The organism is Paenibacillus sp. P4_A9 (genome assembly GCF_056402415.1).
Genome location: NZ_JBFUHL010000031.1, coordinates 1 through 23,365, shown reverse-complemented (window position 1 = coordinate 23,365; position 23,365 = coordinate 1). Strand labels below are relative to the sequence as shown.

At 43.6% G+C, this 23,365-nt stretch carries 30 protein-coding genes and 1 riboswitch; of the genes, 22 read left to right on the top strand and 8 right to left on the bottom strand.

Annotated elements, in window-relative coordinates; genetic code table 11:
• Positions 1-2 precede the first annotated feature (2 nt).
• The 3 genes from AC1DVJ_RS18900 (at position 3) to AC1DVJ_RS18890 (ending at position 2,006) form a co-directional block, all read left to right on the top strand.
• The gene (locus AC1DVJ_RS18900) at positions 3-584 is read left to right on the top strand and encodes a histidine phosphatase family protein (protein WP_477592780.1); all 582 of its coding nucleotides are present in this window, start codon (positions 3-5) and stop codon (positions 582-584) included.
• A 75-nt stretch (positions 585-659) separates the two neighbouring features.
• Positions 660-1,328 (top strand): GNAT family N-acetyltransferase, encoded by a 669-nt coding sequence (locus AC1DVJ_RS18895; RefSeq protein WP_477592779.1) that lies wholly within the window; start codon positions 660-662, stop codon positions 1,326-1,328.
• Between the two features lie 234 nt (positions 1,329-1,562).
• The gene (locus AC1DVJ_RS18890) at positions 1,563-2,006 is read left to right on the top strand and encodes a carboxymuconolactone decarboxylase family protein (RefSeq protein ID WP_477592778.1); all 444 of its coding nucleotides are present in this window, start codon (positions 1,563-1,565) and stop codon (positions 2,004-2,006) included.
• Positions 2,007-2,086: 80 nt separating this feature from the next.
• On the opposite strand, the gene tatA is transcribed toward AC1DVJ_RS18890, so the two are convergent.
• Genes tatA through AC1DVJ_RS18870 form a run of 4 tightly spaced genes read right to left on the bottom strand, consistent with a single transcriptional unit; the run spans position 2,087 to position 5,594 of the window.
• On the bottom strand, positions 2,087-2,287 hold the full coding sequence (tatA, locus tag AC1DVJ_RS18885) for a twin-arginine translocase TatA/TatE family subunit (protein ID WP_028555878.1): 201 nt from the start codon (positions 2,285-2,287) through the stop codon (positions 2,087-2,089).
• A 36-nt stretch (positions 2,288-2,323) separates the two neighbouring features.
• Positions 2,324-3,064 (bottom strand): twin-arginine translocase subunit TatC, encoded by a 741-nt coding sequence (gene tatC, locus AC1DVJ_RS18880; RefSeq protein WP_477592777.1) that lies wholly within the window; start codon positions 3,062-3,064, stop codon positions 2,324-2,326.
• The gene (locus AC1DVJ_RS18875) at positions 3,064-4,785 is read right to left on the bottom strand and encodes a GMC family oxidoreductase (protein ID WP_477592776.1); all 1,722 of its coding nucleotides are present in this window, start codon (positions 4,783-4,785) and stop codon (positions 3,064-3,066) included. Before AC1DVJ_RS18875 ends, tatC begins: the two co-directional genes overlap by 1 nt.
• 32 nt (positions 4,786-4,817) lie before the next feature.
• A complete protein-coding gene (locus AC1DVJ_RS18870; RefSeq protein ID WP_477592775.1) occupies positions 4,818-5,594 on the bottom strand; it encodes a gluconate 2-dehydrogenase subunit 3 family protein in 777 nt (258 codons plus the stop codon).
• 177 nt (positions 5,595-5,771) lie between these two features.
• On the opposite strand from AC1DVJ_RS18870, the gene AC1DVJ_RS18865 reads away from it, so the two are divergent.
• The 4 genes from AC1DVJ_RS18865 to AC1DVJ_RS18850 all read left to right on the top strand — a co-directional run bounded on the left by AC1DVJ_RS18865 (position 5,772) and on the right by AC1DVJ_RS18850 (position 8,009).
• Positions 5,772-6,137 carry a c-type cytochrome gene (locus AC1DVJ_RS18865; RefSeq protein ID WP_477592774.1) on the top strand — a complete coding sequence of 122 codons (366 nt, stop codon included), beginning with the start codon at positions 5,772-5,774 and terminating at the stop codon, positions 6,135-6,137.
• Between the two features lie 165 nt (positions 6,138-6,302).
• The gene (locus tag AC1DVJ_RS18860; protein ID WP_477592773.1) at positions 6,303-6,902 is read left to right on the top strand and encodes a DUF2238 domain-containing protein; all 600 of its coding nucleotides are present in this window, start codon (positions 6,303-6,305) and stop codon (positions 6,900-6,902) included.
• A 109-nt stretch (positions 6,903-7,011) separates the two neighbouring features.
• Entirely contained in the window at positions 7,012-7,359 is a 348-nt protein-coding gene (locus tag AC1DVJ_RS18855) for a zinc ribbon domain-containing protein YjdM (protein WP_477592772.1), read from the top strand.
• A gap of 200 nt (positions 7,360-7,559) precedes the next feature.
• A complete protein-coding gene (locus AC1DVJ_RS18850) occupies positions 7,560-8,009 on the top strand; it encodes an SRPBCC family protein (RefSeq protein ID WP_477592771.1) in 450 nt (149 codons plus the stop codon).
• 48 nt (positions 8,010-8,057) lie between these two features.
• Here AC1DVJ_RS18850 and AC1DVJ_RS18845 read toward each other — a convergent pair whose 3' ends face one another.
• Positions 8,058-8,477 carry a cupin domain-containing protein gene (locus AC1DVJ_RS18845; protein WP_477592770.1) on the bottom strand — a complete coding sequence of 140 codons (420 nt, stop codon included), beginning with the start codon at positions 8,475-8,477 and terminating at the stop codon, positions 8,058-8,060.
• A 379-nt stretch (positions 8,478-8,856) separates the two neighbouring features.
• On the opposite strand from AC1DVJ_RS18845, the gene AC1DVJ_RS18840 reads away from it, so the two are divergent.
• On the top strand, positions 8,857-9,855 hold the full coding sequence (locus AC1DVJ_RS18840) for a glycerophosphodiester phosphodiesterase family protein (RefSeq protein ID WP_477592769.1): 999 nt from the start codon (positions 8,857-8,859) through the stop codon (positions 9,853-9,855).
• A gap of 114 nt (positions 9,856-9,969) precedes the next feature.
• On the opposite strand, the gene AC1DVJ_RS18835 is transcribed toward AC1DVJ_RS18840, so the two are convergent.
• The gene (locus AC1DVJ_RS18835) at positions 9,970-10,500 is read right to left on the bottom strand and encodes a DUF84 family protein (protein ID WP_477592768.1); all 531 of its coding nucleotides are present in this window, start codon (positions 10,498-10,500) and stop codon (positions 9,970-9,972) included.
• Positions 10,501-10,683: 183 nt separating this feature from the next.
• Between AC1DVJ_RS18835 and AC1DVJ_RS18830 the strand changes: the two genes are divergently transcribed.
• The 7 genes from AC1DVJ_RS18830 to AC1DVJ_RS18800 all read left to right on the top strand — a co-directional run bounded on the left by AC1DVJ_RS18830 (position 10,684) and on the right by AC1DVJ_RS18800 (position 14,843).
• Positions 10,684-11,118: a DUF4362 domain-containing protein gene (locus AC1DVJ_RS18830; protein WP_477592767.1), complete on the top strand. Its 435-nt coding sequence runs from the start codon at positions 10,684-10,686 to the stop codon at positions 11,116-11,118.
• 47 nt (positions 11,119-11,165) lie between these two features.
• Positions 11,166-11,681 carry a hypothetical protein gene (locus AC1DVJ_RS18825; RefSeq protein ID WP_477592766.1) on the top strand — a complete coding sequence of 172 codons (516 nt, stop codon included), beginning with the start codon at positions 11,166-11,168 and terminating at the stop codon, positions 11,679-11,681.
• A 5-nt stretch (positions 11,682-11,686) separates the two neighbouring features.
• Complete coding sequence (locus tag AC1DVJ_RS18820; protein ID WP_477592765.1) at positions 11,687-12,475, top strand: DUF4184 family protein; 789 nt, start codon at positions 11,687-11,689, stop codon at positions 12,473-12,475.
• 75 nt (positions 12,476-12,550) lie between these two features.
• A riboswitch (cyclic di-AMP (ydaO/yuaA leader) is annotated at positions 12,551-12,684 on the top strand.
• A gap of 5 nt (positions 12,685-12,689) precedes the next feature.
• Entirely contained in the window at positions 12,690-13,340 is a 651-nt protein-coding gene (locus AC1DVJ_RS18815; protein ID WP_477592764.1) for a CAP domain-containing protein, read from the top strand.
• Between the two features lie 223 nt (positions 13,341-13,563).
• Positions 13,564-13,899 (top strand): DUF2569 family protein, encoded by a 336-nt coding sequence (locus AC1DVJ_RS18810; protein ID WP_477592763.1) that lies wholly within the window; start codon positions 13,564-13,566, stop codon positions 13,897-13,899.
• Positions 13,900-13,940: 41 nt separating this feature from the next.
• Positions 13,941-14,396 (top strand): SRPBCC family protein, encoded by a 456-nt coding sequence (locus AC1DVJ_RS18805; protein ID WP_477592762.1) that lies wholly within the window; start codon positions 13,941-13,943, stop codon positions 14,394-14,396.
• Positions 14,397-14,420: 24 nt separating this feature from the next.
• Positions 14,421-14,843 (top strand): hypothetical protein, encoded by a 423-nt coding sequence (locus tag AC1DVJ_RS18800; protein ID WP_477592761.1) that lies wholly within the window; start codon positions 14,421-14,423, stop codon positions 14,841-14,843.
• Between the two features lie 59 nt (positions 14,844-14,902).
• Here AC1DVJ_RS18800 and AC1DVJ_RS18795 read toward each other — a convergent pair whose 3' ends face one another.
• Positions 14,903-15,712, bottom strand: coding sequence for a sugar phosphate isomerase/epimerase family protein (locus AC1DVJ_RS18795; RefSeq protein WP_477592760.1), 810 nt, complete (start codon positions 15,710-15,712; stop codon positions 14,903-14,905).
• 101 nt (positions 15,713-15,813) lie between these two features.
• Positions 15,814-16,713, bottom strand: coding sequence for a helix-turn-helix domain-containing protein (locus AC1DVJ_RS18790; protein WP_477592759.1), 900 nt, complete (start codon positions 16,711-16,713; stop codon positions 15,814-15,816).
• A gap of 174 nt (positions 16,714-16,887) precedes the next feature.
• On the opposite strand from AC1DVJ_RS18790, the gene AC1DVJ_RS18785 reads away from it, so the two are divergent.
• The 7 genes from AC1DVJ_RS18785 to AC1DVJ_RS18755 all read left to right on the top strand — a co-directional run bounded on the left by AC1DVJ_RS18785 (position 16,888) and on the right by AC1DVJ_RS18755 (position 23,302).
• A complete protein-coding gene (locus tag AC1DVJ_RS18785; protein ID WP_477592758.1) occupies positions 16,888-18,999 on the top strand; it encodes a glycoside hydrolase family 52 protein in 2,112 nt (703 codons plus the stop codon).
• 104 nt (positions 19,000-19,103) lie between these two features.
• A complete protein-coding gene (locus AC1DVJ_RS18780) occupies positions 19,104-19,556 on the top strand; it encodes an NUDIX hydrolase (protein WP_477592757.1) in 453 nt (150 codons plus the stop codon).
• 78 nt (positions 19,557-19,634) lie between these two features.
• Complete coding sequence (locus AC1DVJ_RS18775; RefSeq protein WP_477592756.1) at positions 19,635-20,216, top strand: YdeI/OmpD-associated family protein; 582 nt, start codon at positions 19,635-19,637, stop codon at positions 20,214-20,216.
• A 24-nt stretch (positions 20,217-20,240) separates the two neighbouring features.
• Positions 20,241-20,573: a low molecular weight protein tyrosine phosphatase family protein gene (locus tag AC1DVJ_RS18770; protein ID WP_477592755.1), complete on the top strand. Its 333-nt coding sequence runs from the start codon at positions 20,241-20,243 to the stop codon at positions 20,571-20,573.
• A 27-nt stretch (positions 20,574-20,600) separates the two neighbouring features.
• Entirely contained in the window at positions 20,601-21,773 is a 1,173-nt protein-coding gene (locus AC1DVJ_RS18765) for an alanyl-tRNA editing protein (protein ID WP_477592754.1), read from the top strand.
• Between the two features lie 135 nt (positions 21,774-21,908).
• Entirely contained in the window at positions 21,909-22,790 is an 882-nt protein-coding gene (locus tag AC1DVJ_RS18760) for an ankyrin repeat domain-containing protein (protein WP_477592753.1), read from the top strand.
• 113 nt (positions 22,791-22,903) lie between these two features.
• Positions 22,904-23,302, top strand: a complete 399-nt coding sequence (locus AC1DVJ_RS18755) for an RrF2 family transcriptional regulator (RefSeq protein WP_477592752.1) — start codon at positions 22,904-22,906, stop codon at positions 23,300-23,302.
• Positions 23,303-23,365: the final 63 nt, after the last annotated feature.

Below are 23,365 nucleotides of genomic sequence, written 5' to 3'. Positions count from 1 at the left end.
GAATGACGGTTATAGGACTTATACGACATGGCGTAACAGATTGGAACACAGAAAGACGTATACAAGGTCATACGAATATACCTCTAAATGCAGCTGGGCGGAAACAAGCGGAGCTGCTTGCGCACCGCATGGTGGATGAAGAGTGGGATGTCATCTATGCGAGTGATTTGGGGCGAGCGCAGGAAACGGCAGCCTATATCGGTCAAGTGAAACAGCTTGAGGTGCAAACCGATCCTCGACTAAGAGAAATGTACTGTGGAGAGATTGAAGGAACAACGCAAGAAGAACGTGTGGCAAAATGGGGGGAAGATTGGTCCCAATTGGATTTGGGCAGGGAAACGTACCAAGCTATTGCTGCGCGTGGCGTTAGTTTCATTCAGGAAGTGATCGCAAAACATCCGAATCAAAAGGTTCTAATCGTAAGTCATGGTGGCTTACTAAGCTTAACTTTAAAGGATTTAATCACGCATGAAGATATCGAAGAACATTTGCATAATACGTCTGTTACAAAATTACGACACATGGACAATCGTTGGGAATGCCTGCTCTACAATTGTATTGCGCATTTAGATGGGTTCGAATAAGGAATTGCTTATAGGAGGTTGTCCATAAGTAGGAAGCTCTACTATGTGCGGTTAGAATTGGAAAGAAGGTACGCTATGCTAATCTACCAAACAGAAGCACTAACTGTACGAGAACTCAAACTTAGTGACAAGGACCTGTTAGTTAAATGGTTGAATGATCCCTTGGTATTAACCTACTATGAAGGCCGTGATCGTCCACATGACGGGGATATGGTGGATGCGCATTTTTATCAAGAAGATTCGGAGACCCGATGCATCATCGAATTTCATAATCAGCCGATTGGCTACATTCAATTCTATGAGCTGGGTGAAGAGGAGCGCCTCGAATATGGCTATTCTGACCCTGGTGAGAAGATCTATGGAACCGATCAGTTCATAGGTGAAACGGCCTATTGGGATAAGGGGATCGGAAAGCTGCTTGTGACGTCGATGCTTAATTATTTAATGGATGTCGCTAAGGCAGATCGCGTTGTGATGGATCCGCAGCAATGGAATGTTCGAGCGATCAGCTGCTATAAACGTTGTGGCTTTGTGAAAGTGAAGGAACTGATTGCTCATGAGATGCACGAGGGGCAACTTAGAGATTGTTGGTTGATCGAGTACTCGCGAATTACCAAGATTAGAGATGAAGAAAGAAAATATCATGAAGCTTGTTATGAGAATTATAAGTTGTTTGAAGAAGGTTCATGGTTATCAAAGCCTGTGAAAACGGTGATGGACCAATTAAAAGAAATTATCATTTGATATCGAGCGTAATGGTAGGCAGATTCAATTGAAGACAGATTGTCTCACTTATGTTGTTAAGAAAATGGGGAAATATTGAAGGTATGTATGTGGTAGGTTTCTGCGGTTACACTACACAGGGGAATGGGGGACTAGATACGTACATATTTTTTTTATGCAGTAATGTCACAAAACTTCAACCTCATTTGTCTTATATGCGTAAAACAAAAAAGAGTTATGTGGAGGAGATTTCAAATGGAAGTTAGAATTCAGCACGGTAAGGTTAACCCTGAGGCATACCAAACGATGATGAAGTTAGAAGGATTCATTAAGGAAAGCGGGTTAGATGCAACCCTTTATGAGTTTATTAAGATAAGAGCGTCCCAGATCAATGGCTGTGCTTTTTGTTTGGATATGCATACGAGTGCGCTGCGCAAGATGGGCGAGACCGAGCAACGTATCTACTTGCTTAGCGCATGGCGTGATGCACCCTTGTATACAGACAAGGAACGTGCGGTGTTAGAATTAACAGAAGCCGTAACTACGATTTCCGCGGCCGGTGTTCCACAAGAATTGTTTGATCGTGTACGAAAGCAATTCGACGAGCGCGAGTTTGTCACTGTGATTATGGCGATCAATACCATTAATTCTTGGAACCGTATCGCGATCTCGACAGGCATGTTCCCAGGTTGTATGTAACGATTTTTGTCATCATAATTTGTTAAAAAAGGAGCTCTTTCACCGAAGTGAAAGGCTCCTTTTTGCATGCAACCTTCCGCTTATAGTGGAGGCTTCTTTCCTTCATTTTCAATCAAATGGTCATGTTCCCCATCTTCCATGATATTACGGGTTGAGTTACGAAACTCACGTAGCGTATCCCCGAAGGCGCGGCCAAGCTGCGGAAGCTTGGAAGGTCCGAAAACGATTAAAGCAATGGCCAGAATTAAGATTAATCCTGAAACCCCGATATTGTTAAACATACAAATCATCCTCATTTCATTTTATATCTCTTATTTTCATTCTTCAATTAAGTTTAACTTCGCAACACGTTGCATAGCTCGCCATTGCCAGCCGGCAACCAACACGCTGATTTCAAACAAAAGAATTAACGGAACGGTAACCGATAAGTGTGAAATCATATCCGGTGGTGAAATGCAGGAGCCTGTGATCGCGAGCGCGACATACGCATATTTTCTGGACATTTTCAGAAGCTGAGGGGTTAATAACCCAATTTTCGTTAAAAACAGAAGAACCACAGGCAGCTCAAACGCGATGGCCATCGGAATGACAATTTGAAACAGGAAAGCAAAATAGCGATCTATGCCATAGGTTTCTACGGCGCCAATCGATTGATTCATCTTGATCATGAAGCGCATCATCATCGGGAACACGATCCAATAGCTGAACGAAACACCGATGATAAATAGTGCAAACGCGACAGGGATGTAAGGAAGCGCGTTCCTGGCTTCACTTTCAGTAAGTCCTGGCTTCACGAAAGCCCAGGCTTGGTAGAGAATGACGGGCACTGTAAATAAGCCAGCGAACAGAAACGCACATTTCATATAAATCATCAGCCCATCTGTAAACGAGAACACATTCCACTTGATTTCGCCGATCAATGGCTGTGATTTCAAGTACAACAGGATATCTGACGAGAGGTACAAGCCGATACACAGCGTGACGATGAACCAGGCAAATACGATGAGCAATCGCTTGCGAACCTCGGTTAAATGTAAGATCCAATCTTCCTGTTCCATTAAACGACACTTCCGCCTTGTTTCAAATATTTCGCAATGCCTTCGACAGCCCGATAGGCCAAAGCCCCAACGGTTCCCGTTGGATTGTAACCACTGTTATGTGCAAACGCTGATGCACCTACCACGAATACATTTTCCGCATCCCACATTTGCAGATACGAGTTCACAGCCGAAGTGGAGGGATCAGCACCCATAATCACACCGCCTGTGTTGTGGGTCGATTGATAGGGCACGATATTGTACGGTGCAAGCTGATCCGAAGAACCAATGGTCGAAGGGTTCATTTCTTTCATGATTTCTGCCGCTTTACCAGCTACGAATTTGATCATTTGCCGATCCTGCTCTTCAAAATCGAAGGTGATACGAGGGAGCGGTAAGCCGTAGGCATCCTTATAGGTCGGATCCAAATCCACATAATGATGTTTCCACGGCAAGCTGCTTCCTTGTGGAGAGACGGACAAGACACTGTTCGCATATTTTAGCGATTTTTGCTTGAAATCTTTTCCCCAGGCTGGAGTGCCCTTAGGAACCGAATTCGTCGCAATAGGCCGTTGGCCGGTTTGCGAGATACGAATACCCGCGCCATGGATGAAATTCAGATTTGTATGGTCGAAATTATCACCATTGAAATCAGGAATCTCCATGCCCAGGGAGCCAGCGCCAGCAAACAAGTTGAACTGTTTTTCATCGAAAAAGCCTGTCGCATTCCCACCGTTGGTTTGGTAGCAGTAATTTTTACCGATGACACCTTTACCCGTTGCTGGGTCATAGGGTTTACCCAATTTCGACGTGAGGAGAAGCTTAATGTTGTTAAATACATAGCTGGCCATAATGACGACGTCCGCTGGCTGCTCGAATTGCTCTCCCGTGACTGTGTTCACATAAACGACGCCGCTCGCTTTCTTGCCATCATTCAGGACTTGGATCACATTGGAGTAAGAGCGCAGCTCGAAATTGCCGCTTTTCTGCGCAACGGGGAGAACGGTCACGATCACATCTGCTTTTGCCCCGTATTCACAACCAAAGCGCTCGCAATAGCCACAATATTGACAGGCTGCACGGGTAATGCCATCGGGGTTCGTATACTGCTCCGACAAGTTAGCCGAAGGCATCATATAAGGATGGTAACCGAGCTTTTTGGTAGCATCCTCAAATAATTTCAAGATGGGTGTTTTCACCATCGGTTTAGTTGGGAAAGGAGCTGAACGCTTGCCCACTAGCGGATTCTGCTCAGCTTCACCAGAAATACCTGCTAATTTTTCGAATTTATCGAAATAGGGCTCTAACGTATCATAAGTGATACCCCAATCCTGAATCGTCATGCCTTCCGGAATTTTCTGTTTCCCATAGCGTTCCACTGTTTTACTGTAAATTTCGAAGTCGTAAGGGAGAAATCGTAATGTTTGTCCATTCCAATGCACACTCGCGCCGCCAAGACCCTCCCCGAGCAGGAAGGAGCCGTATTCGCGCATTGGCACTGCGGCCATTTTCTCCGTATTGCGGAATGTCACGGTTTCTTTGGATAAATCCTGCATGAGATCATAACGAGAGGCGTAACGCAGCTCATCATGCACCATATAGTAATCTGCGGTACTACGCGGCTTCCCGCGCTCTAAGCCAACAGCTTTGACACCCTGTTTCGCTAGTTCAGCGGCAATAATTCCCCCGACCCAGCCCATACCAACAATGACAACGGGGACTTTCGGCATTTTAGTAGCCATGGCGTATTCCTTTCTTCCAGAGAATCGAACCTTTAATGAACAAAATGATCATGCAAGCTGCGTGGCTCGAGTGCCACGAATTGATCTTTGTCGATCATATTCATATAACTCATCTGATTGCCTGGATATTTACGCATTTTCCAGCCAGCCATATTCTTATTCCCACCATACAAGGGATCGGAATACACGCCTTCCATGACGAGCATGCGGAATAGATTAAAGAAGGTTTTGCCCGTAATCCCATTCACGACGCTAATTTCCCCTTTTTCCATCGAGGTAAGAATCGCATCTTGTTCTTCTGGTTTAATATCTACAAAGCCCTTCGAATGCTTGGTCTTTGCTGTTTCCTCTAGACTGTTCAGCCCCATCGTGACGAGTTCATGACGTTGAATACTGAGGTAATCACCCTGTGTCACTTCACCTTTCACAAACGGTCCCATCCGATACGTACGGGCATTCACACCCCAAGGACTCGCTAACTGATGGTCAATATAAAAGGCAGCGCCAAGCTCAGCAGCACCAGGGCCGCTATCGTCCTTGGGAAAGATACGCTCAGCTGCGGCTTCGGCAATTTGCAGTTGAGATTGATTGAAAAACATCGGAGCTTGGTTATAATCAGCTGTGACTTGCGGTTTAGGACTAATGGAAGGTGAGGGAGAGGAGGTGGTTGACTCTTTCTTAAATCCTCCTGATACTGCGCTTCCAATCACGCCACCAACCACGATGCCACCAATGGCCGTTCCGGTGTATTTGAGAAAGCGGCGACGTGAGTGATCAGGCGTATGATTATGCGTGTTGTTGTCAGCCAACTTGTCATTCCTCCTTGGCAACTTATGTATATCTGGGTAGTTATGGATATGTTGGTCTGTAAGCGTATTTCCTATGCACGATTTGCATGAAAATATGGAAACGCGGGCAATGTAGTGGTAGGTATCCGATTTCTATACACGGCATTTGAACCTATGAATGTGAGGAGAAGCATGCTCATGAACAGAAAGATCGTAGTCCTCACCCTCTTACTTGCTGGGACATTATCGGCTTGCGGAAAGAGTGAAACGACACCTAGCCCAACTCCTGGTACGACTACAACAACACCAACGACAACGACAAGTACAGGGACAACTACCAAAGTGGATGCACAAGTGGTCTTCAAGGCAAACTGTGTCAGCTGTCACGGTGCTAATTTGGAAGGAATGGTAGGACCGAATCTCCAGAAAGTTGGCGGAAAGCACTCGAAGGAACAACTTGCCACGATCGTTTCGAATGGGAAGGGTGCAATGCCAGGATTTAAAGGGAAGCTTTCCGAAGATGAAGTTAGTTCGTTGTCCACTTGGCTTGCAGACAAAAAATAAGCAGGAATGAACCCGCCCTTCGCTTTAATGCGGACAGGCGGGATTTTTCTTTTGTGGAGAGAGAATTCATTTCGTTCAAACAAAGGCATAGGATAAATAAGTAATTGGAAAAATACAGGCAAAGGTGCTTCCTTTTTCTCATTTTGCAATAGGGAGATGGATCAGATGAAGGGCAAGGATCGATGGAATGATCTCTTTGAACTAGCGATGTACATACTGGCTGGCGGTTGTTTTGTCTATTTTTTGGTGAAAGGAAACTGGGCTAAAATGTTCCAGGCGGTGCTCATTGTAGCCGTTCTGCAGCTCATTCGACTTGTTGTCAAATGGACGAAGACAACCATGTTCACATCGTTGCGGTTCTGTGTGCTGCTGTTTATTTTCGTCACGATGTTCGTTGCCAACGAATTCGGCTATTATAGCGTCATTCCCTATCTGGATAAAATGGAACATCTCTTCTCGGGCGTGATACTATGCTTCATCGGCTTATTAATTTATAGTAAAGCAACTGCTCATCAAGAGGGGGCAGAACCCTCTGCATCGCATGTCGCGGTGTGGCTTTGTTTGTTCTTTTCCATCGCGATGGCGGGTGTTTGGGAAATATATGAGTTCGCAACAGACCACCTCCTCGGTCTAAATTCACAAAATGGGAGCTTACTCGATACCATGTGGGACATCATCTGCGGGACATCGGGTGCGATCTTAACTGCTTGTTATTTGGCAATGAAGGCGAGGAAAAAGACACTACCGTTAGTAGATATAAGGTGAAGAAGGAGTAGTGGGGATAGGTGGCATGTAGGTTGGCGGGTCGTTCATGTCTTGTCATTTCGCCTATTTTGTGGCACTATAAGCACTATTGAATGGAGGAATTGACAGCATGGAAGAGTTGCCTAACTGCCCCAAGTGCCAATCGGCCTATACGTATGAAGATGGTAATTTACTTGTGTGCCCGGAGTGTGCGCATGAGTGGTCGTCATCAGTAAGTGAAGATGAGAAGAACGGTGACGATCAGAAAGTAGTAAAAGACGCGAACGGCAATGTATTACAGGATGGTGACTCCGTTACAGTCATCAAAGATTTGAAAGTAAAAGGGACTTCATCCGTTATCAAAATCGGTACAAAAGTGAAAAACATTCGATTGGTCGAAGGTGATCATGATATTGATTGTAAGATCGATGATTTCGGAGCGATGAAATTAAAGTCGGAGTTTGTTAAAAAGATTTAAGATGGGATCCGTGCGTAGCGCGGGTCTTTTTTTGTTGTAGAGTGAGCTGTAGCCGGGGTAGGAGAAAGGGCTAACGGACACAGGTGTAACACAAATAACGTCTGTCATGTCCGTTAGAGGCAGATTATTTTTTTGGTAGCTGATAAAATGGTTAGTAGGCATGATTTTGAAGAAAACTAGGGAGCAAGAGGTGAATCCAAATGTCTGATGTAACCTTTATTTATGTGTCTTATATCGCAACAACACCCGAGAAGTTATGGACTGCATTGACACGTACGGATTTTACGGAAAAATATTTTTTCGGAACGGCTGTCCAATCCGATTGGCAAGAAGGCTCGTCCGTCACTTACTCGCGGGAAGGGAAAGTGACCGATCATGGTATCATTTTGCAATGTGAACCGAATCGTTTATTGTCGTTTACCTGGCATTATGTTGCAGATACAACCGAACGTCCGCAACCGACACGAGTAACTTTCGAACTAAAACCGATGAATGACACTGTAAAGTTAACCTTAAAGCATGAAAATCTTGTTCAAAGAGATATCGTGGAGCGAGACGACACCTTCGAAGGCTTTAACAACGGCTGGCCAGCCATTATTAGCAACTTAAAGAGCTTGCTGGAAACAGGGAACACGTTAGCGTTTATGTGAAATAGGAAAAGCAGAGATTCCTTAGTGGATTCTCTGCTTTTTTAATACTTATGGTTTTTTGGAATCCCATAACGCATCAAGCTCAGGAAGCAGGAGCACGCTCTCCTGTTCATTGGGGTCGGTTCGGGCTATAACACAAGTACAAGAATCTGATTCACTCGGATTATAAGGGAGATGAGGCATTCCTGCTGGAATGTAGAGAAAATCACCTTTTTCCAGCTCCATATGATGTTCCAAGTTTTCCCCATACCACATGGACGATTTCCCTTCCAGCATATAAATGGCGGTTTCATGGTCTTGATGAAGATGAGCCGTTGCTCTTTGACCTGGAAGAATGGTTAATAGCATCATACAAATACCTTGCGAATCAGCACTTTCTTTGGAAATCGCCTCGGCATAATCAAAGCCTTGCTTCCCATGAGAGGTTCGTGATGAACGGATGAGTCGACATGCACGCTTATTATCCACGTAGCAGCACCTCCTACAACTATCCTATGCCAAATATACATAATTTAGCTTCCTGTGACCCATCTTAATATAAGGTTAGGTGGGGGTTATTTTCACAAAGGAGGGATTCAGTTGCAGTTATTTCATTTCTGGTATATTTTATTTTTTAGCGCTTTACTTGCGGCAGGAACGATCGGAGTAGCGTGGTTTGTCTATCATAAGCGAAAAAACAGGGCTCGCTAGCTTTATAGATGGATAGATTCCCGGTGGAGCTCAGAATGAAGCTCTATCGGGTTTTATTTGTTCATGGACTAATTCGTCTGCAGTAAAAAGGAAATAAGAAGCATTTCACGAATTCCATATAGCATGTCGAATTGCAAATCATTACAACGGAGGACAAATGAAACGCTTTAGAAAGTTATATAAAAGTAAAATAGTTTGGGCTTTGCTTATTCTGATTGGATTTATCTACGTGAATAACACATCGTTACTCGCCAAGGAACGAAGTCGGGATCTCTTTCTGATGGCTCATCGCGGGCTCGCGCAAACATTCCACACTGAAAATCTGAAGAACGATACTTGTACGGCTGAACGTATTTTTGAACCCGAGCATCCCTATCTGGAGAATACGATCCCTTCGATGCAAGCAGCTTTTGACGCTGGTGCGGATGAGGTTGAATTCGATATCCATGTGACCAAAGATGATCAATTTGCTGTCTTTCATGACTGGACACTCGACTGTCGGACGAATGTCAAAGGCCAGTCGAAAGATTACACGATGGCTGAGTTGAAAAAGGTGGATATTGGCTACGGCTACACGGCCGACAATGGAAAAACGTACCCTTTTCGAGGCAAAGGAGTCGGATTAATGCCTTCGTTAACGGACGTATTCGCACAGTTTCCAGACAAAATGTTTCTCATTCATATTAAAACGGATGATCCCCATGAAGGGGACCTGCTGGTTGAAATCTTGACAAAATTATCGCCAGAACGTAGGAGCCAATTGACAATTTATGGCGGCAACGTACCTGTTGCCATTGTGAAGGAAAAGCTGCCTGACATGCGCGTCATTTCTGTAGATACGATGAAAAGCTGCCTACTCCCGTACCTTGGCTATGGTTGGACAGGTGTTACGCCTGCTGCATGCGAACATATACAAATTCATATACCTGAAAAATTGGCACCGTTACTTTGGGGATGGCCGAACAAGTTTTTAAACCGAATGGATAAAGTGGACACAAGAGTTATCGTGGTTGGTGGCAATGGCTCGGAGTTTTCAACCGGGTTTGATACGCTAGAGGATTTGGAGCGACTTCCGTCAAACTATTCCGGCGGAATTTGGACAAATCGGATTGATCGCATTGCGCCATTCTATAAGGAGTATAGCAGCGTCAAGTGAAATTGGGCTGCAGTGAAAGGGTGACCCAAGCCAAAAAATGGCGAGGGGCACCCTTTTTTCAAGTGTACATTAGCATCTTTGAACATTTCTCCTGCACGCTCTCTTAGCACAACATTACTTATAAAAAGAAGAGTGAAACGGTGTCAGCGCGGCAATAACCGCGTCCCGAAAAACTTCACTCCGCGTAATTCGCCCGTTGGTAAACAAACCATAAGCGCCTTCTTTATGATTGCTCCCAACCGTGCTGCTCAATTCATCAATAATATGTCGCAGCTCGCTTCCGCCTTGCTTCAATTTCTCTCCAATTTCATTGGGGATGGGGAAATATAGCCCTTTACCGACGTAAAGCTGCTTCCCGTCCCAAGCGGCACAAACGGAGAAAAGATACCATTGTTTTGTATGTACTTCATCATAGGAAAGCCCTCCTTCAAGGCCAAGTCCAAGGTCTGCTTCGGGCTCAGCTTCAAGCGCATTTTTCGCGCGATTAATTGCACCAATGATGGTTTCGTCTTCTGTCATCGGCTGATCGGACACACCGGAAGGGACAGTGCGACAGATCGGTTCAATACCAGAAGCCAAGAACACGGCAGCTCGTTTGGCTTGATTGTTTGTACCTAGCGCAATGCTTAATTCCTTTTTCAACATTGGAAACCACTCCTTGTAAACATACTGCGAAAGAACGTGAGAATTTAGCATTAGTATATCATGTTTTGAATTCTGGGAAGGAAACTGACGGATATGCTTTTTCTGAAGTTTTTTCAAAATTACAAAACATTTCCAGTGTTGTTCTCGTCAAACATGTAGATGGAACGGTAAGGGGGAACAAAGATGATTAGAAACGGACGAATGTTGATCGTCTTGAGTTGTTTGTTACTTAGTGCATGTTCGGATTCGAAGTACGATATAGACAAAGGGACCGCAAAAGGAGACGTCATTAATATCCATGGCAGAATCATTAATCTTGATCGTTTCAATCAATTCTTGAAAAACGTGGAGGGGCACGTTGAGAGTCAGATTCGGATCATGCAAATGACCATTGAGGGTGATCCCGTATATTATGATTTTGTATATAAAAAGGATAAGATCTCATTCACCTATGATGATTCAGATGACACATTTGGTAGCAACCAACATTTGAAAACAGAATGTACACGTATTATTTCAGAGAAAGTAGATAGAGGTGTTTCTTATAAGTTGGATGGCTGTAAAGATGCTTCGATTGGGCAATATTTTAACTTCGTGGTACCAGGTAGCGGTGGATAGATGTCAGAGTTTTTCTCATGAAATGTGGAGAGGAAGTAACGGAGTGCATGATGAGAAAGGGGATAGCTATACTCGTAATATTCATTTTAATAATTTTTATTACTTGTATATTTGAGAGAGCTGTAATTATTGGGATTAGTCAAGAGAAATCTATATTCACTTCTATTGCGGCATTAAAATTGCGATTTTCAGATGTTAAAATAGTTGAAATCAAACGCAACAAGTGGATAACTCGAGTTGAAGATATTGATGTATTTATTTCTACGAATACTTTGCAAGATCAATGGGTTTCAACTAATCAATTAGGTTCTGGATATTATCTTAATAAAAGCCGAAATTCCGTTAGAATAATAACTACAAGAATGTTAACTAGAAAGTTTGTGGTGTTTGATGTCGAAAAGTTCAATCTACTTGGTGGATACACAGACACATTAAATAATAGGGAAATATTATTGAAGAATTATATTTGGTTTATAAGTGTAGATTCAAACATTTATTTACGTACTGATCAGATGACTAAAATGAATAGGATACCAAATGAACTAGAAAAAAGTACTAATTAATTTGAATGGTTTGTACAGGGGGTGATTTTTTGCCATTTACATTTGCTCATCCGTTGTATTCTTTTCCGATAAAATTTATTAAACCCCGATATTTTAGTTTATTGGGTCTTATTCTTGGGAGTATGTCACCTGATTTTGAGTATTTTATTGCTCTTGAGCCCTATCAAACAATCGGACACACATTTAAGGGGTTATTGCTACAAGCAATTCCTATATGTATTGTCATGGTAATCTTACTACAGATCATTATGAAGGTGATTACCGTTCATTTACCTTCGTTTTTACATATCGATGTCATTGCTTATTGCTCGATTAAACACTTTGACCTACGAAATAGGAAGAATTGGATCGTTTTCTTACTGTCCGTAGTAATTGGATTCTATAGTCATGTATTTGTCGATTCGTTCACACATCAATCAGGTTATTTTGTTAGGAATTTTACTGTTTTACAGCATTTATATGTTTCAGTACCATTGTACAAGTTACTACAACACCTACTTTCAACCCTTGGTATCTTGGTACAGATGCTTCTACTCCTATTTTTAATAATCAAAAGCCCTTATACAAAAAGATCTTTCAAAAGAGTAGGTTTGAAGAGTAAGATCATGTATTGGTTAGTTGTTATTTTAGTAACAATTGTCGTGGTAATCACCAAGGTGGTTTTAACATCAAGTTCAAATCTTTTAGGAATATTGGTTGTGTCTCCCATATCGGGATTCATTCTTGGGCTCATTGTATCAAGTTTAATTTTTCGAAAGCGGGTAGTTATGCGAAGATTGTTTCCGCTTACATAAATCAAATGGAAAATTTTGAGCCATGTTTTCGAAGATTTCACATGTTACAATCGGTTAGATCCATATTGGATCAAAAAACTTAGAAGGCCGAAGCTTTTTTTGAAGCACGGGGGACCCAATCTTTGGGGTGAAGCCGCTATCCGCGGCCGGGTGATTACTCTTTGATCCGAATCCGACAGCTAACCTCGCAGGCCGCAAAAAGGAGATGTTTAGTATGAATCGTTACAAAAAGCTTGTCGTTACAGGTGCACTAGGATTGAGCGTCCTTATAGGGGCGAACGCGGCATTTGCTGCAACAGGGACTCATACGGTAGCAGGCAATGATACCATGTGGTTGATCTCGAAGAAGTATGGCGTTAGTCTATCTTCGCTTATCAAGGCAAACCCTCAAGTTGCTAATCCGAACGTAATTTGGTCGGGAATGAAGCTCAATATTCCTGGAAGCACGGGCACAAATGTTGCTGCCAAACCACCGGTTACGCCAGCGCCAACGCAATCTACTTTTGCTAGCCAAGTGGTAAACATAGTTAACCAAGAACGAACTAAGGCTGGACTGAAGCCTTTAACTAGTAATAGCGCGCTTACCGCGATGGCTCTGGATAAAGCGAAGGATATGTACAACAACGGTTATTTTGATCATACATCGCCAACATACGGTTCGCCTTTTAATATGATGAGCTCATACGGTATTCGTTATTCCTACGCTGGTGAAAACATCGCCAAGGGTCAACAAACACCTGAAGCCGTCATGACAGCATGGATGAACAGCGCGGGTCATCGTCAAAATATTTTAAGCCCTAATTTCACTCAAATTGGCGTTGCTTATTATAATGGTGAGTGGGTACAGGAATTTATAAGTAACTAACGACTTCGCGGCAGCCTTCTATTGGGAGGCTGTTTTTTTGTTCCTAAACACGCAGGGATATGGTTGTAATAAATTGAATTATAGAAAATAGTGAGAAATCATATAATTTGAACTTGGAGATGTCATGATGTCTGATTTACTGAAAGAGAACTACCCTAAACCAATAGGTGGATGGTAACTTGTTTATGTAATTATTTTGATAATAAGTACAGCATTGTATGGCATGGGATCCATTACAGTAATTAGGCAATTTTCTAGTAGTGTAATTGAAGGAAGTTGGTTACAAGTCATCATTTCTATTGGAACAATAATAAAATTACTTTTTTCAGGGTTAATTCTATTGTTATTCGTATACAAGCAGAAGTACACGCCAAAGATGATTATTAGCTTTGAAGCATTTTGTATTTTAATAAGATTTGTAGCTCTTGGAGACGTTATATTCCGGAATCATTTAATACCAAATTCATATTACGTATCCATTTTTATTGGATTAGCGAGTTTCTTATGGATTTTGTATTTTTTAAGAGCAAAACGAGTTAAAGTAACATTTGTAAACTAGGAATCTAAGTTGATATTTGTAAAATCAAGAGGTGCATCCAAGTGATAAGGATATCCACAGAAATCGAAGTTGCAGCAACGATTGATGTTTGCTTTGACATGGCAAGAAATATTGATATACATACGCAGACCGTGTGGCCTCACACCAGGGAAAGAGCGATTGCTGGAACAACTACTGGCATGATAGGTGGAGGGGAAACGGTCACTTTTCAGGCAAGGCACTTCCTAATTAGGCAAAAGCACAAGTCACTCATATCGAATTACGTTCGACCCTATCACTTTGTTGATGAAATGTTGCAGGGCACTTTCAAAAGTATGAGACACGAACATGAGTTTATCGATTTAGGAAACAGCACCTTAATGAAGGATACGCTATGTTTCGAGGCGCCATTGGGTGGGATCGGATGGTTGGTTGAGCGAGTTGTTTTGAAAAGATACATGAAGAGATTTTTGAATTATAGGAATAAACAATTAAAGATTCTAATTGAAAAAAGTTAGATAGTGGTAGAGGGGATCCTACAATTGAATAAACGATTAATGCTTTTCATAATCAGTTTTGCGATCTTCATTCTTGCTGTGACGACGATTAAGCTTATTACCGCTTTCGGTGGAGACTTCGTGGTTAACCATAATGTGTCGACGTTTACAAGTAAATCAAATGTGAATGGAAATATTAAAGTCAGTATTGGTACTCTAAAAGGTACGTATGAGATTGAAAATTTTAATATAAAAACCGCCGGGAAAATCAGTATTCCATATGAATTTACGGTTGAAACAGGGACGGTAACTCTCCAAGTCATAAAATCGAATATGGTTATGTGGGAGAAAGTAATTTCTCCTTCAACTACTGGTCTTATTGAACTCGAGGGGGTTAAGGGTAAATATTCGATATCACTTCTCACAGAAGAGGCAAAGAAAATAAATATGAAGCTCAGTTTAAAATAGTAATAAGCTCAAAAAAGGAAGCCCTCCAACGTGTCTCCACGTCCCAGGCTTCCTTTTTCTCATGTAAACCTCGCCTCAAACCTCGTCTTAAACGTCTGAAACATCCACAAATTCACTTCCCACAAGTCCGTCACCGGTTGTCGTGTGAAAGGCAGCACCTGCAAATACGGCGGCGGGCCGAATTCGGGCGTGAAAGTCATCGTATCTGCTCCGGCATTGAAACGGTTTTGGCAAATCGTCAACCATAAGTCGATGAATCTCTCGACATGCCAGGCGAATTCAGGCGCCCTGGGGTCCGAGACTTGTGGGCCCTCCGGGTACCCGACGCGCCCATGAATGTGGATGGCTCGCGCTAAGCTCAGCTTGACGTCCTCGTCCTCCGGACTCGGCATGCTTTCACAGGCTGCGCACCAATGACTGAAATCCGCGCCGATCGAAAGCTCAGGCAACTGCTTCAACACCGCGGCAGTTTGCCACGGCGTGAAAAAAGCCCGCCCCCGATGCGTTTCATGCGCAATCGGAATGCCAATCTCTTGCTCCACACGCAGCGCCGCTTCGAAGAAGCGAAGCTGCTCGTCAGCAGCCATACGATCGGCTGCGCTGTGCGAGTTGATCAGAACAGGTCGAAGTTCAGCTGCGCGATGCACTTGCTCACGGAAAGAGTCTATGTGATTCGGCCCCCGAGTCACCACTTGTGCAATGAACGACAAGTCCATGTCGTCTAAGTCTTTTCGAAACTGCTGATCATCCTTAGGGTCGGAAGGAGGCGTGTATTCAACACCATCATAACCAGCTTCAGCAACTTGTGCTAATTTCCCCTCCCAGATACCATTCCATTCCCACAAGGATTTATAAGCGCTTAATTTCATATGTATGGCTCCTTATTTGATAACTCCATAGAAATATCTATGAGTATAGAACAGGAGAAGGTTGAAAAACTTATGGTTTCTTCAGCAATACCCAACTTATTTTACCAAGAGAGATGTCTGTAGGCGGTGGGGGATAGATTTGTCCATCGTTTGAATTGTTTGCTAAATTGAGACAAATCCTTGTAACCCAGCTGTTCCGCGATATACTCGATCGAAAGTGTCGGATCCATCAGCATTAGTTTGGCTTGGCGGAGCTTTATTGTACTTAAATAATTTCGTGGCGAGACCCCGTAAGCTTTGTGAAAAACACGATTACAGTGCGCAGGTGTATAACCGAGCTGCTTCGCAATGAGCGTAATCCGGAAAGGCTCCTGCTCCTTCATCGTCATTGAAGCTTGACGCTCAATCATCGTTGCCAGCTGCGCGGCTAAGCCTGACTCTCCGGTTTGCTGGATAGAAGACACAGCTTCATCTAGTAAGACCTCGCTTAACGCGGTAAAAATGCGAAACGAAGCATGCATCGTCTGCAGCTTCAGACTCAGTCCGCTGGAGGCATTTTCTCTGGCTATTTGCGCTAGATCCATAAGAATGGGGCGAAGTAAGCTCTCCATTTTGCTGCCAGAGGGGTGAACAATTTGCCTAATTTGACTTAATTGCTGACGAAACCAAGGATCGTTTACCTCAAGATGCACACACACGTACTCCATCATATTACCATCGACAGCTCCCAAGCTTGCATGCACTTCATTCGGAAGTATCCAAACCAAGTCTCCCTGCTTCTGTACAAAATACTTCTCGCCAACACGCATACGTTGTGAGCCGTCTATGACGAGATTCAACTCAAACATCGGATGTTGATGCTCAGGGAATGACCACTGCGCGTTAACCTTGCGAAGATGTGCGGCAAAAATTCGAAAAGATGTCTGAACATCGGGCAGCATGCCGCCATGTACGACATTTTCGAGACCACTGGGTAATGATTCTTGTTGAAATACTTCCATGTATAAGGCTCCTTTGAAATGGTTGTGATCTGTTCGTTACGATAACTATCTCACCTAAACAGGGTGGAAATCAAATGTTTCTTTTGTCCAAATGAAAGATCGTAATGCCCATGGGTTCAAGGTTTCGATCATTGTATAATAAGGGCAAATGACCGAGAGGAGCATCATCCTTATATGAAGAATCAATTTTTCAACGCACACCATTCGCCAGTTGGCGCATTTGCAAGCTTTACACTTGGATTTCCAGGCAAAAGCGGAGGCTTCGATTTAGAACAAGCGCGTCCGCCTAAGCAAAATATATATATTGGATTAGAATCCATCGAAGGCGGCACTTATGATGCATTGCCTTTCTTTGAGCAGGTTAGTGAAGACGAAAGCCTTCGTTATGATATCGAGAATCCAGATCCGAAGCCGAAAAAGAAGAAGCTATTGTTTCCATTTGCACAAGAGGAGATTCGTAGAGATTTCAAAGTCAGCACGGATACGTGGAAAGTTGGCGATTTGGAATTCAGTATCATTTCACCGGCACAGTCGGTTCCTGATCCAACAACAGCAAGTGATGAAGAGCTTCGCTTAGCTCTCGTCCCAGCCGTTCTTGCTAGCATTACCGTTGATAATACCAAAGGCAAGTCCTCTAGAAGAGTTTTCTTCGGGTATCAAGGGACAGATCCGTACAGTGCTATGCGTAGGTTGGATGATACGATGGAAGGTGCCGCGGGTGTTGGACAAGGCCGGATTACGGCGATTGTTTCCCGAGATCCAGAGGTGCGTTCGGGGATGTATTTCAGTATCGAAGATATTTTGAAGATGAAAATAGTTGAAAACCTAACCTTCGGTCTTGGTACGGTTGGCGCCTTGTTCGCAGATACGCCTGCGGGTGAGAAGCGCACGTATCAGTTCGCAATATGCTTTCATCGTTCTGGCATCGTTACCGCGGGTCGTGATGCATCCTATACGTATGCGCGTTTATTCAAAAATATTGAAGCCGTTGCTGATTACGCATTGGGCAATTTCGATAAGCTTGCTGCGCTTGCTCAAAGCTCAGACTCAAACATAGAGAACTCTCGCTTGTCGGCTGATCAGAAATTCATGCTTGCGCATGCGATCCGCAGCTACAATGGTAACACGCAGCTTCTGGATATGGATGATGAGCAATTCTGGATTGTCAATGAAGGCGAATATCGGATGATGAACACGTTCGATTTGACGGTTGATCRGTTATTTTATGAGCTGGCTGTGAATCCATGGACGGTTCGTAATGAGTTGGATATGTTCGTAAAACGGTATAGCTATGAAGATAAGGTTTGCTTCCCAGGCGACCCTACAGAATACCCGGGTGGTCTCTCCTTTACGCATGACATGGGGGTAGCTAATACACTTTCTCGTCCTAGTTATTCTGCTTATGAGCTTTACGGTTTGGACGATTGCTTCTCGCATATGACACATGAGCAATTGGTGAACTGGACGTTATGTGGAGCCACCTATGTGGCACATACCGATGATCAAGAGTGGCTGCAAGCGAATTTAGCGATTTTTGAAAAATGTTTAACGAGCATGATCAATCGCGATCATCCGAATCCGGAGCTGCGCAATGGTGTTATGTCACTGGACAGCACACGCACCATGGGCGGAGCAGAAATCACAACATATGACAGCTTGGACGTCTCACTTGGACAATCGCGTAACAATATTTATATGGCGGGCAAATGTTGGGCAGCGTACGTGGCTATGGAGAGTATTTTTGCTCAAAATGGCAGAGAAGATCTGGCTCTTATCGCGAGTGAGCAGGCTTTGAAGTGCGCACAAACGGTAACGTCTTTCGTCACCGAAGAAGGTTACATTCCTGCCGTTGTCGGTGAAGGTAATGATTCCAAAATCATTCCCGCGATCGAAGGTTTGGTATTCCCATACTTCACAGGCAATATGTCTGCGCTCGATGTAAATGGTCGTTATGGGTTTTATATCGAAGCTTTGAAAAAGCATCTGGATGTAGTGCTTGTAGAAGGCACCTGCCTATTCGAGGATGGCGGTTGGAAGCTTTCCTCAACAAGTAATAACTCCTGGTTAAGCAAAATTTATTTGTGCCAATTCGTAGCACGTGAAATCCTTGACTTGGCTTGGGATGAAACGGGAGCTGCAGCGGATGCAGCCCATGTTGCTTGGTTGACGCACCCAACCCTGTCGATTTGGAGCTGGAGTGATCAAATTATTTCCGGTGAAATCACGGGAAGCAAGTATTACCCACGCGGTGTAACGAGCATTTTATGGCTGCAAGAAACGAAATAATCACATGCGAGCAACCGAAGCTAATCGCTTTGGTTGCTTTTTTGTTGGTACTATTTGTAAAATGGAGAGGAAGAGCTTCGTTCGACTGGAGGAAGATTGAACGTATGACGAAAAAGGAAATCTCAGCAGGCGGTGTCGTTTACCGTAATATAGGACAAGATGTTCAAATTTTGCTTATTGTGGATCGTTATCGGAAACTCGCTTTTGCAAAAGGTCGAATGGAAGAAGGAGAGACGATTGAGCATGCCGCTCTTCGGGAAATTAAAGAAGAAACCAATATTGTAGGTAAAATCATTCAACCCCTGATAATCAATTATTATCAATTCGAACATACGGAGTTTGGGCATGTTGAGAAGGAAACTCATTATTTTTTAGTCGAGGCAGTAAGTGGGGATCTCAAAGCTCAAACGGAGGAAATCCGAGGTGTTCAGTGGCACGACGCGGCGGAGGCTTGGGCATTACACAATTTGAATGGGTATGAGAATAATCGTGTTATTTTGAAAATGGCGCTAGAAATCTTAGGATTCCTAGGCGAGGAGAGCGAGTTAAAGGTATAATGAAAGCGTATAGATTTTCTTGGTGAAAGTGTAATGGATGTGCACAATTGTTCGTACGACAACTAGGAGGGGAAACATTTGAACCCAAAAAACGAATTACCGCAGCTTCTTTTTGAGGATCAGCTTGCTTTTGAAAAGTGGCTTGCGCTTCATCATAGCACTTCACCTGGCATTCGCATGCAAATCGCGAAGAAAGGTGCTCGAATCACTTCTGTTTCGTACGATCAGGCGCTTGAGAGCGCATTGTGTTACGGGTGGATTGATAGTCAGAAAGAAAAAGCGGACGAGCAGTCATATATCCAACGATTTACACCTCGTGGTGTCAGAAGCATTTGGTCCAAAGTGAATAAAGATAAAGCTGAATTACTGATTGCAAATGGGAAAATGAAGCCGTTTGGCTTGAAGGCGATTGAAGCTGCTAAGAAGAACGGGCAGTGGGAGAACGCCTATGAACCGCAAAGTAATGCAACCATCCCAGAGGACTTTGCTTTGGAATTGGAGAAAAGCAGCGAGGCCAAGGCCTTCTACGATACGCTGGATCGACAAAATAAATATGCCATCACCTTCCGGATTCATACGGCGAAGAAGCAAGAGACGCGGGTGAAGCGGATTAAGGAATTTATTTTGATGTTAGAAAATGGGGAAAAGATATATCCGTAGCTTCGAGTGTAGCTCAATTCGGGAGTGGTTAAAACGAAATTATTATTCATCTGTAGTAGAAACAAATGGAGAAGTTTAACGGCAGAGAAAATATTTGATAAGCGTAACGATTACGTGGTTAAATCAGCGGGCACCGAAGAAGGCGCAAGAATTCGAGTGACTGACGGCCATATTGGATGGGCAGATCTTATCTTTGTGATGGAAAAGAAGCATTTGCGAAGATTAAAAGATAAATTTCAAATGGAAATCGCGAGCAAGCAGATCATAATTCTGGATATTCCTGATGATTATCAATTCATGGATGAAGAATTAATTGAAATTCTGGAAGCGAGAGTATCTGAGCATATCGAGATTTAGTATAGGACTGAGAGGTTAACAAACATCATGACGAAAAAGCTATATTATAATTCCGCGTATTTGAAAGAATGGCAAACAACGATCAACCAAAAGGTCGAACGAGAAGATGGCATCTATGTCCTCTTGGAGGAGACTGCGTTTTACCCGCATGGGGGTGGACAGCCCTGTGATATAGGTGAAATCAACGGAATTCCCGTGTTGGACGTTCTTCTGGAGGTGGACGAAGTCCTGCACAAGCTAGAACGAATGCCAGAAGGAAGGAGTGCGAATTGCACAATCGACTGGCAACTCCGATTCGACCATATGCAGCAGCATAGCGGACAACATTTGCTTTCGGCTGTGTGCCGAGATCTGTATGAGGCTAATACGGTGAGCTTTCATCTCGGGACAGATTACTGCACGATCGATGTGGAGACGCTTGAACTTGAGCCGATGAAGCTGGCGGCAATTGAGACGGAAGTGAACCGGAAGATTTACGAGAATCATGCGATTAGCAGTTATTTCGTAACCCCTGAAGAGCTAGCACAGCTGCCTCTAGTCAAACAACCAAAGGTGACGAAGAACATTCGGATCGTTGAGATGGCTGGCGTTGAGTATAACGCATGCGGCGGTACACATGTCTCGTCAACTGGTGAAATCGGGATGATTAAGCTTGTGAAAACGGAAAAACAGAAGGGAAATACACGAATTTATTTCCTATGTGGTTTCCGTGCACTCGCTGAATTTAACGAGAATGTCCGAATTCTGGGGGCGTTGTCTGGCAAATTTAACACTGGTAAAGATGAAATCATGGATCGTATTGAGAAGTGGGAGCAAGAACACAAGCAGGTTCAGACGGAGTTAGCTGAGCTGAAAGAGAAGCTAGATGAGTATTTGGCGCAGGAGCTTTTAGCKGAAAGTAAGGAAGTCGTTGCCTGCCAGTTCGAGGATAAATCGTTGAAGGACATGCAGAGCCTAGCGACTATGCTTGCTTCAAAAACAGATTTGCCAATATTGTTTGTGGATACTTCCGAGCACAAAGTCGTATTTGCCCATAATGGCAATTACTCGCAGGCTTGCGGAGCATTTTTCAAAGCTCATTTGGGAAGCTTCAATGGCAAAGGCGGCGGCAGCGATAAAATGGCCCAAGCCGGGTTCCCTAGTGGAGAGGATGCTTTGGCATTTTATAAATTTGCGGAAGAGCAGATCAGAGGCAACTAAGCGAATGAAGAAAGAGGCACATAACAAATGAAAAGAAGATCTACTATTCCTCACACAAAGAAGGATTGGAGATATTTTAGCAAGAACACAAGTGAAACAAATTAATTATCAATGATCGAATATGAGGTGACCAGATTGGCCAAAAATTGTGATGATACAACAAATATTCATGCGTTGGCAGATGTCTTTCCAATTGCTGTTCAGGCAATAAAGAGTGGTGATGTGGAGAATCTCATGCTACTGTTGACTGAACATCCCGATTTAGCAAACGCTTGCTCGTTGCAAGGGAGGACGTTGCTGAATCACTTATGTGATTGGCCGGGGAATTTTCCAAGAGAGATTGAATCGGGGAGAGTATTGATAGATGCGGGAGCGGACATTAATGCCAGAGCCATTGATCCTGCAGTGGGTGAGACTTCCTTACAATGGGCAGTAAGTTCGAATGACGTCGCCATGGCAGAGTTTCTGATTGATTCAGGTGCCTCTGTAAATGGCTTACATAATGATCTCCGACCATTAGCACAAGCTTTATTCTACAGGTGTATTGAAGTTGCAGAGGTGTTAGTAAAGCGAGGTGCCAATATGACATTAGAGTTCGCAGCGGGACTAGGCCGGATCGACTTGATGCAGAAATTCTTTCATGCTGATGGTCAATTAATCCCCAACGCAAGTTCACACACGGAACCGATTAACAAAGCAATCCAGCCGCAGGCCAGTAAGAATGAGTTGTTGGAGCAAGCCTTAATCTATGCCGTTATCAATGACAAAGTAGAGTGTGCCGCGTACTTACTGGATCAAGGAGCTGATCTCTGCGCAATGCCTTCAGGTTTCCATTTCCTCGGTACACCATTGCATTGGGCTGCTGGGTGCGATTCCACGACAATGGTAGAGATGCTTGTGCACCGTGGTGCTGACATCCATGGTAAAACACCAAAGGATAATAAGACGCCACTTGATATTGCAATTGGTTGGAAGAAAGAAGAGATCGTCCAGTTGCTGATAAGGTTGGGAGGGTAACTCTTGTATCCACTGTCTCTATTGGTAGTGGGGGGCAGATTGGGAGGAAGCACTTGCTTTCCAATTCAATTAAAGCTATTATAGATTCACATAGTCTTTAATGGGGGTGCTGAATGAAGTATTCACAGGCGACCGACTATGCGCTGCATGCCATGCTTTATCTGGTAACATCAGCGTCTGATAAGCCTGTTGGCGTGCAAATGCTGGCTGAGAAGCTAGGCGTCTCACAGACCTATTTATCTAAGTTGATGACCAAGTTAGTCAAGGCAGGCCTTATTCAGTCCTCACCTGGTGCAAACGGTGGATATCGACTTAGACTTAAGCAGGAAGAAATCTCCTTCCTCGATATTATTCGAGCGATCGAAGGGACCGCCTCCTTGTTCGAATGCAGCTTTAATCACGGAAGCGGTTGTCAGATCCAGCAGGTTGTGATGGACGCCGAGCAACAGCTGGAGAAGTATCTGGCAAGTAAGAAAATAGCGGATTTGGCGAATGCACATAAGACGGAGTAGATTCCGTCCTTTTTTAAAGAATAATTAAAGATATTAAGAGTCTATTAAGTCTCTAATATGAGA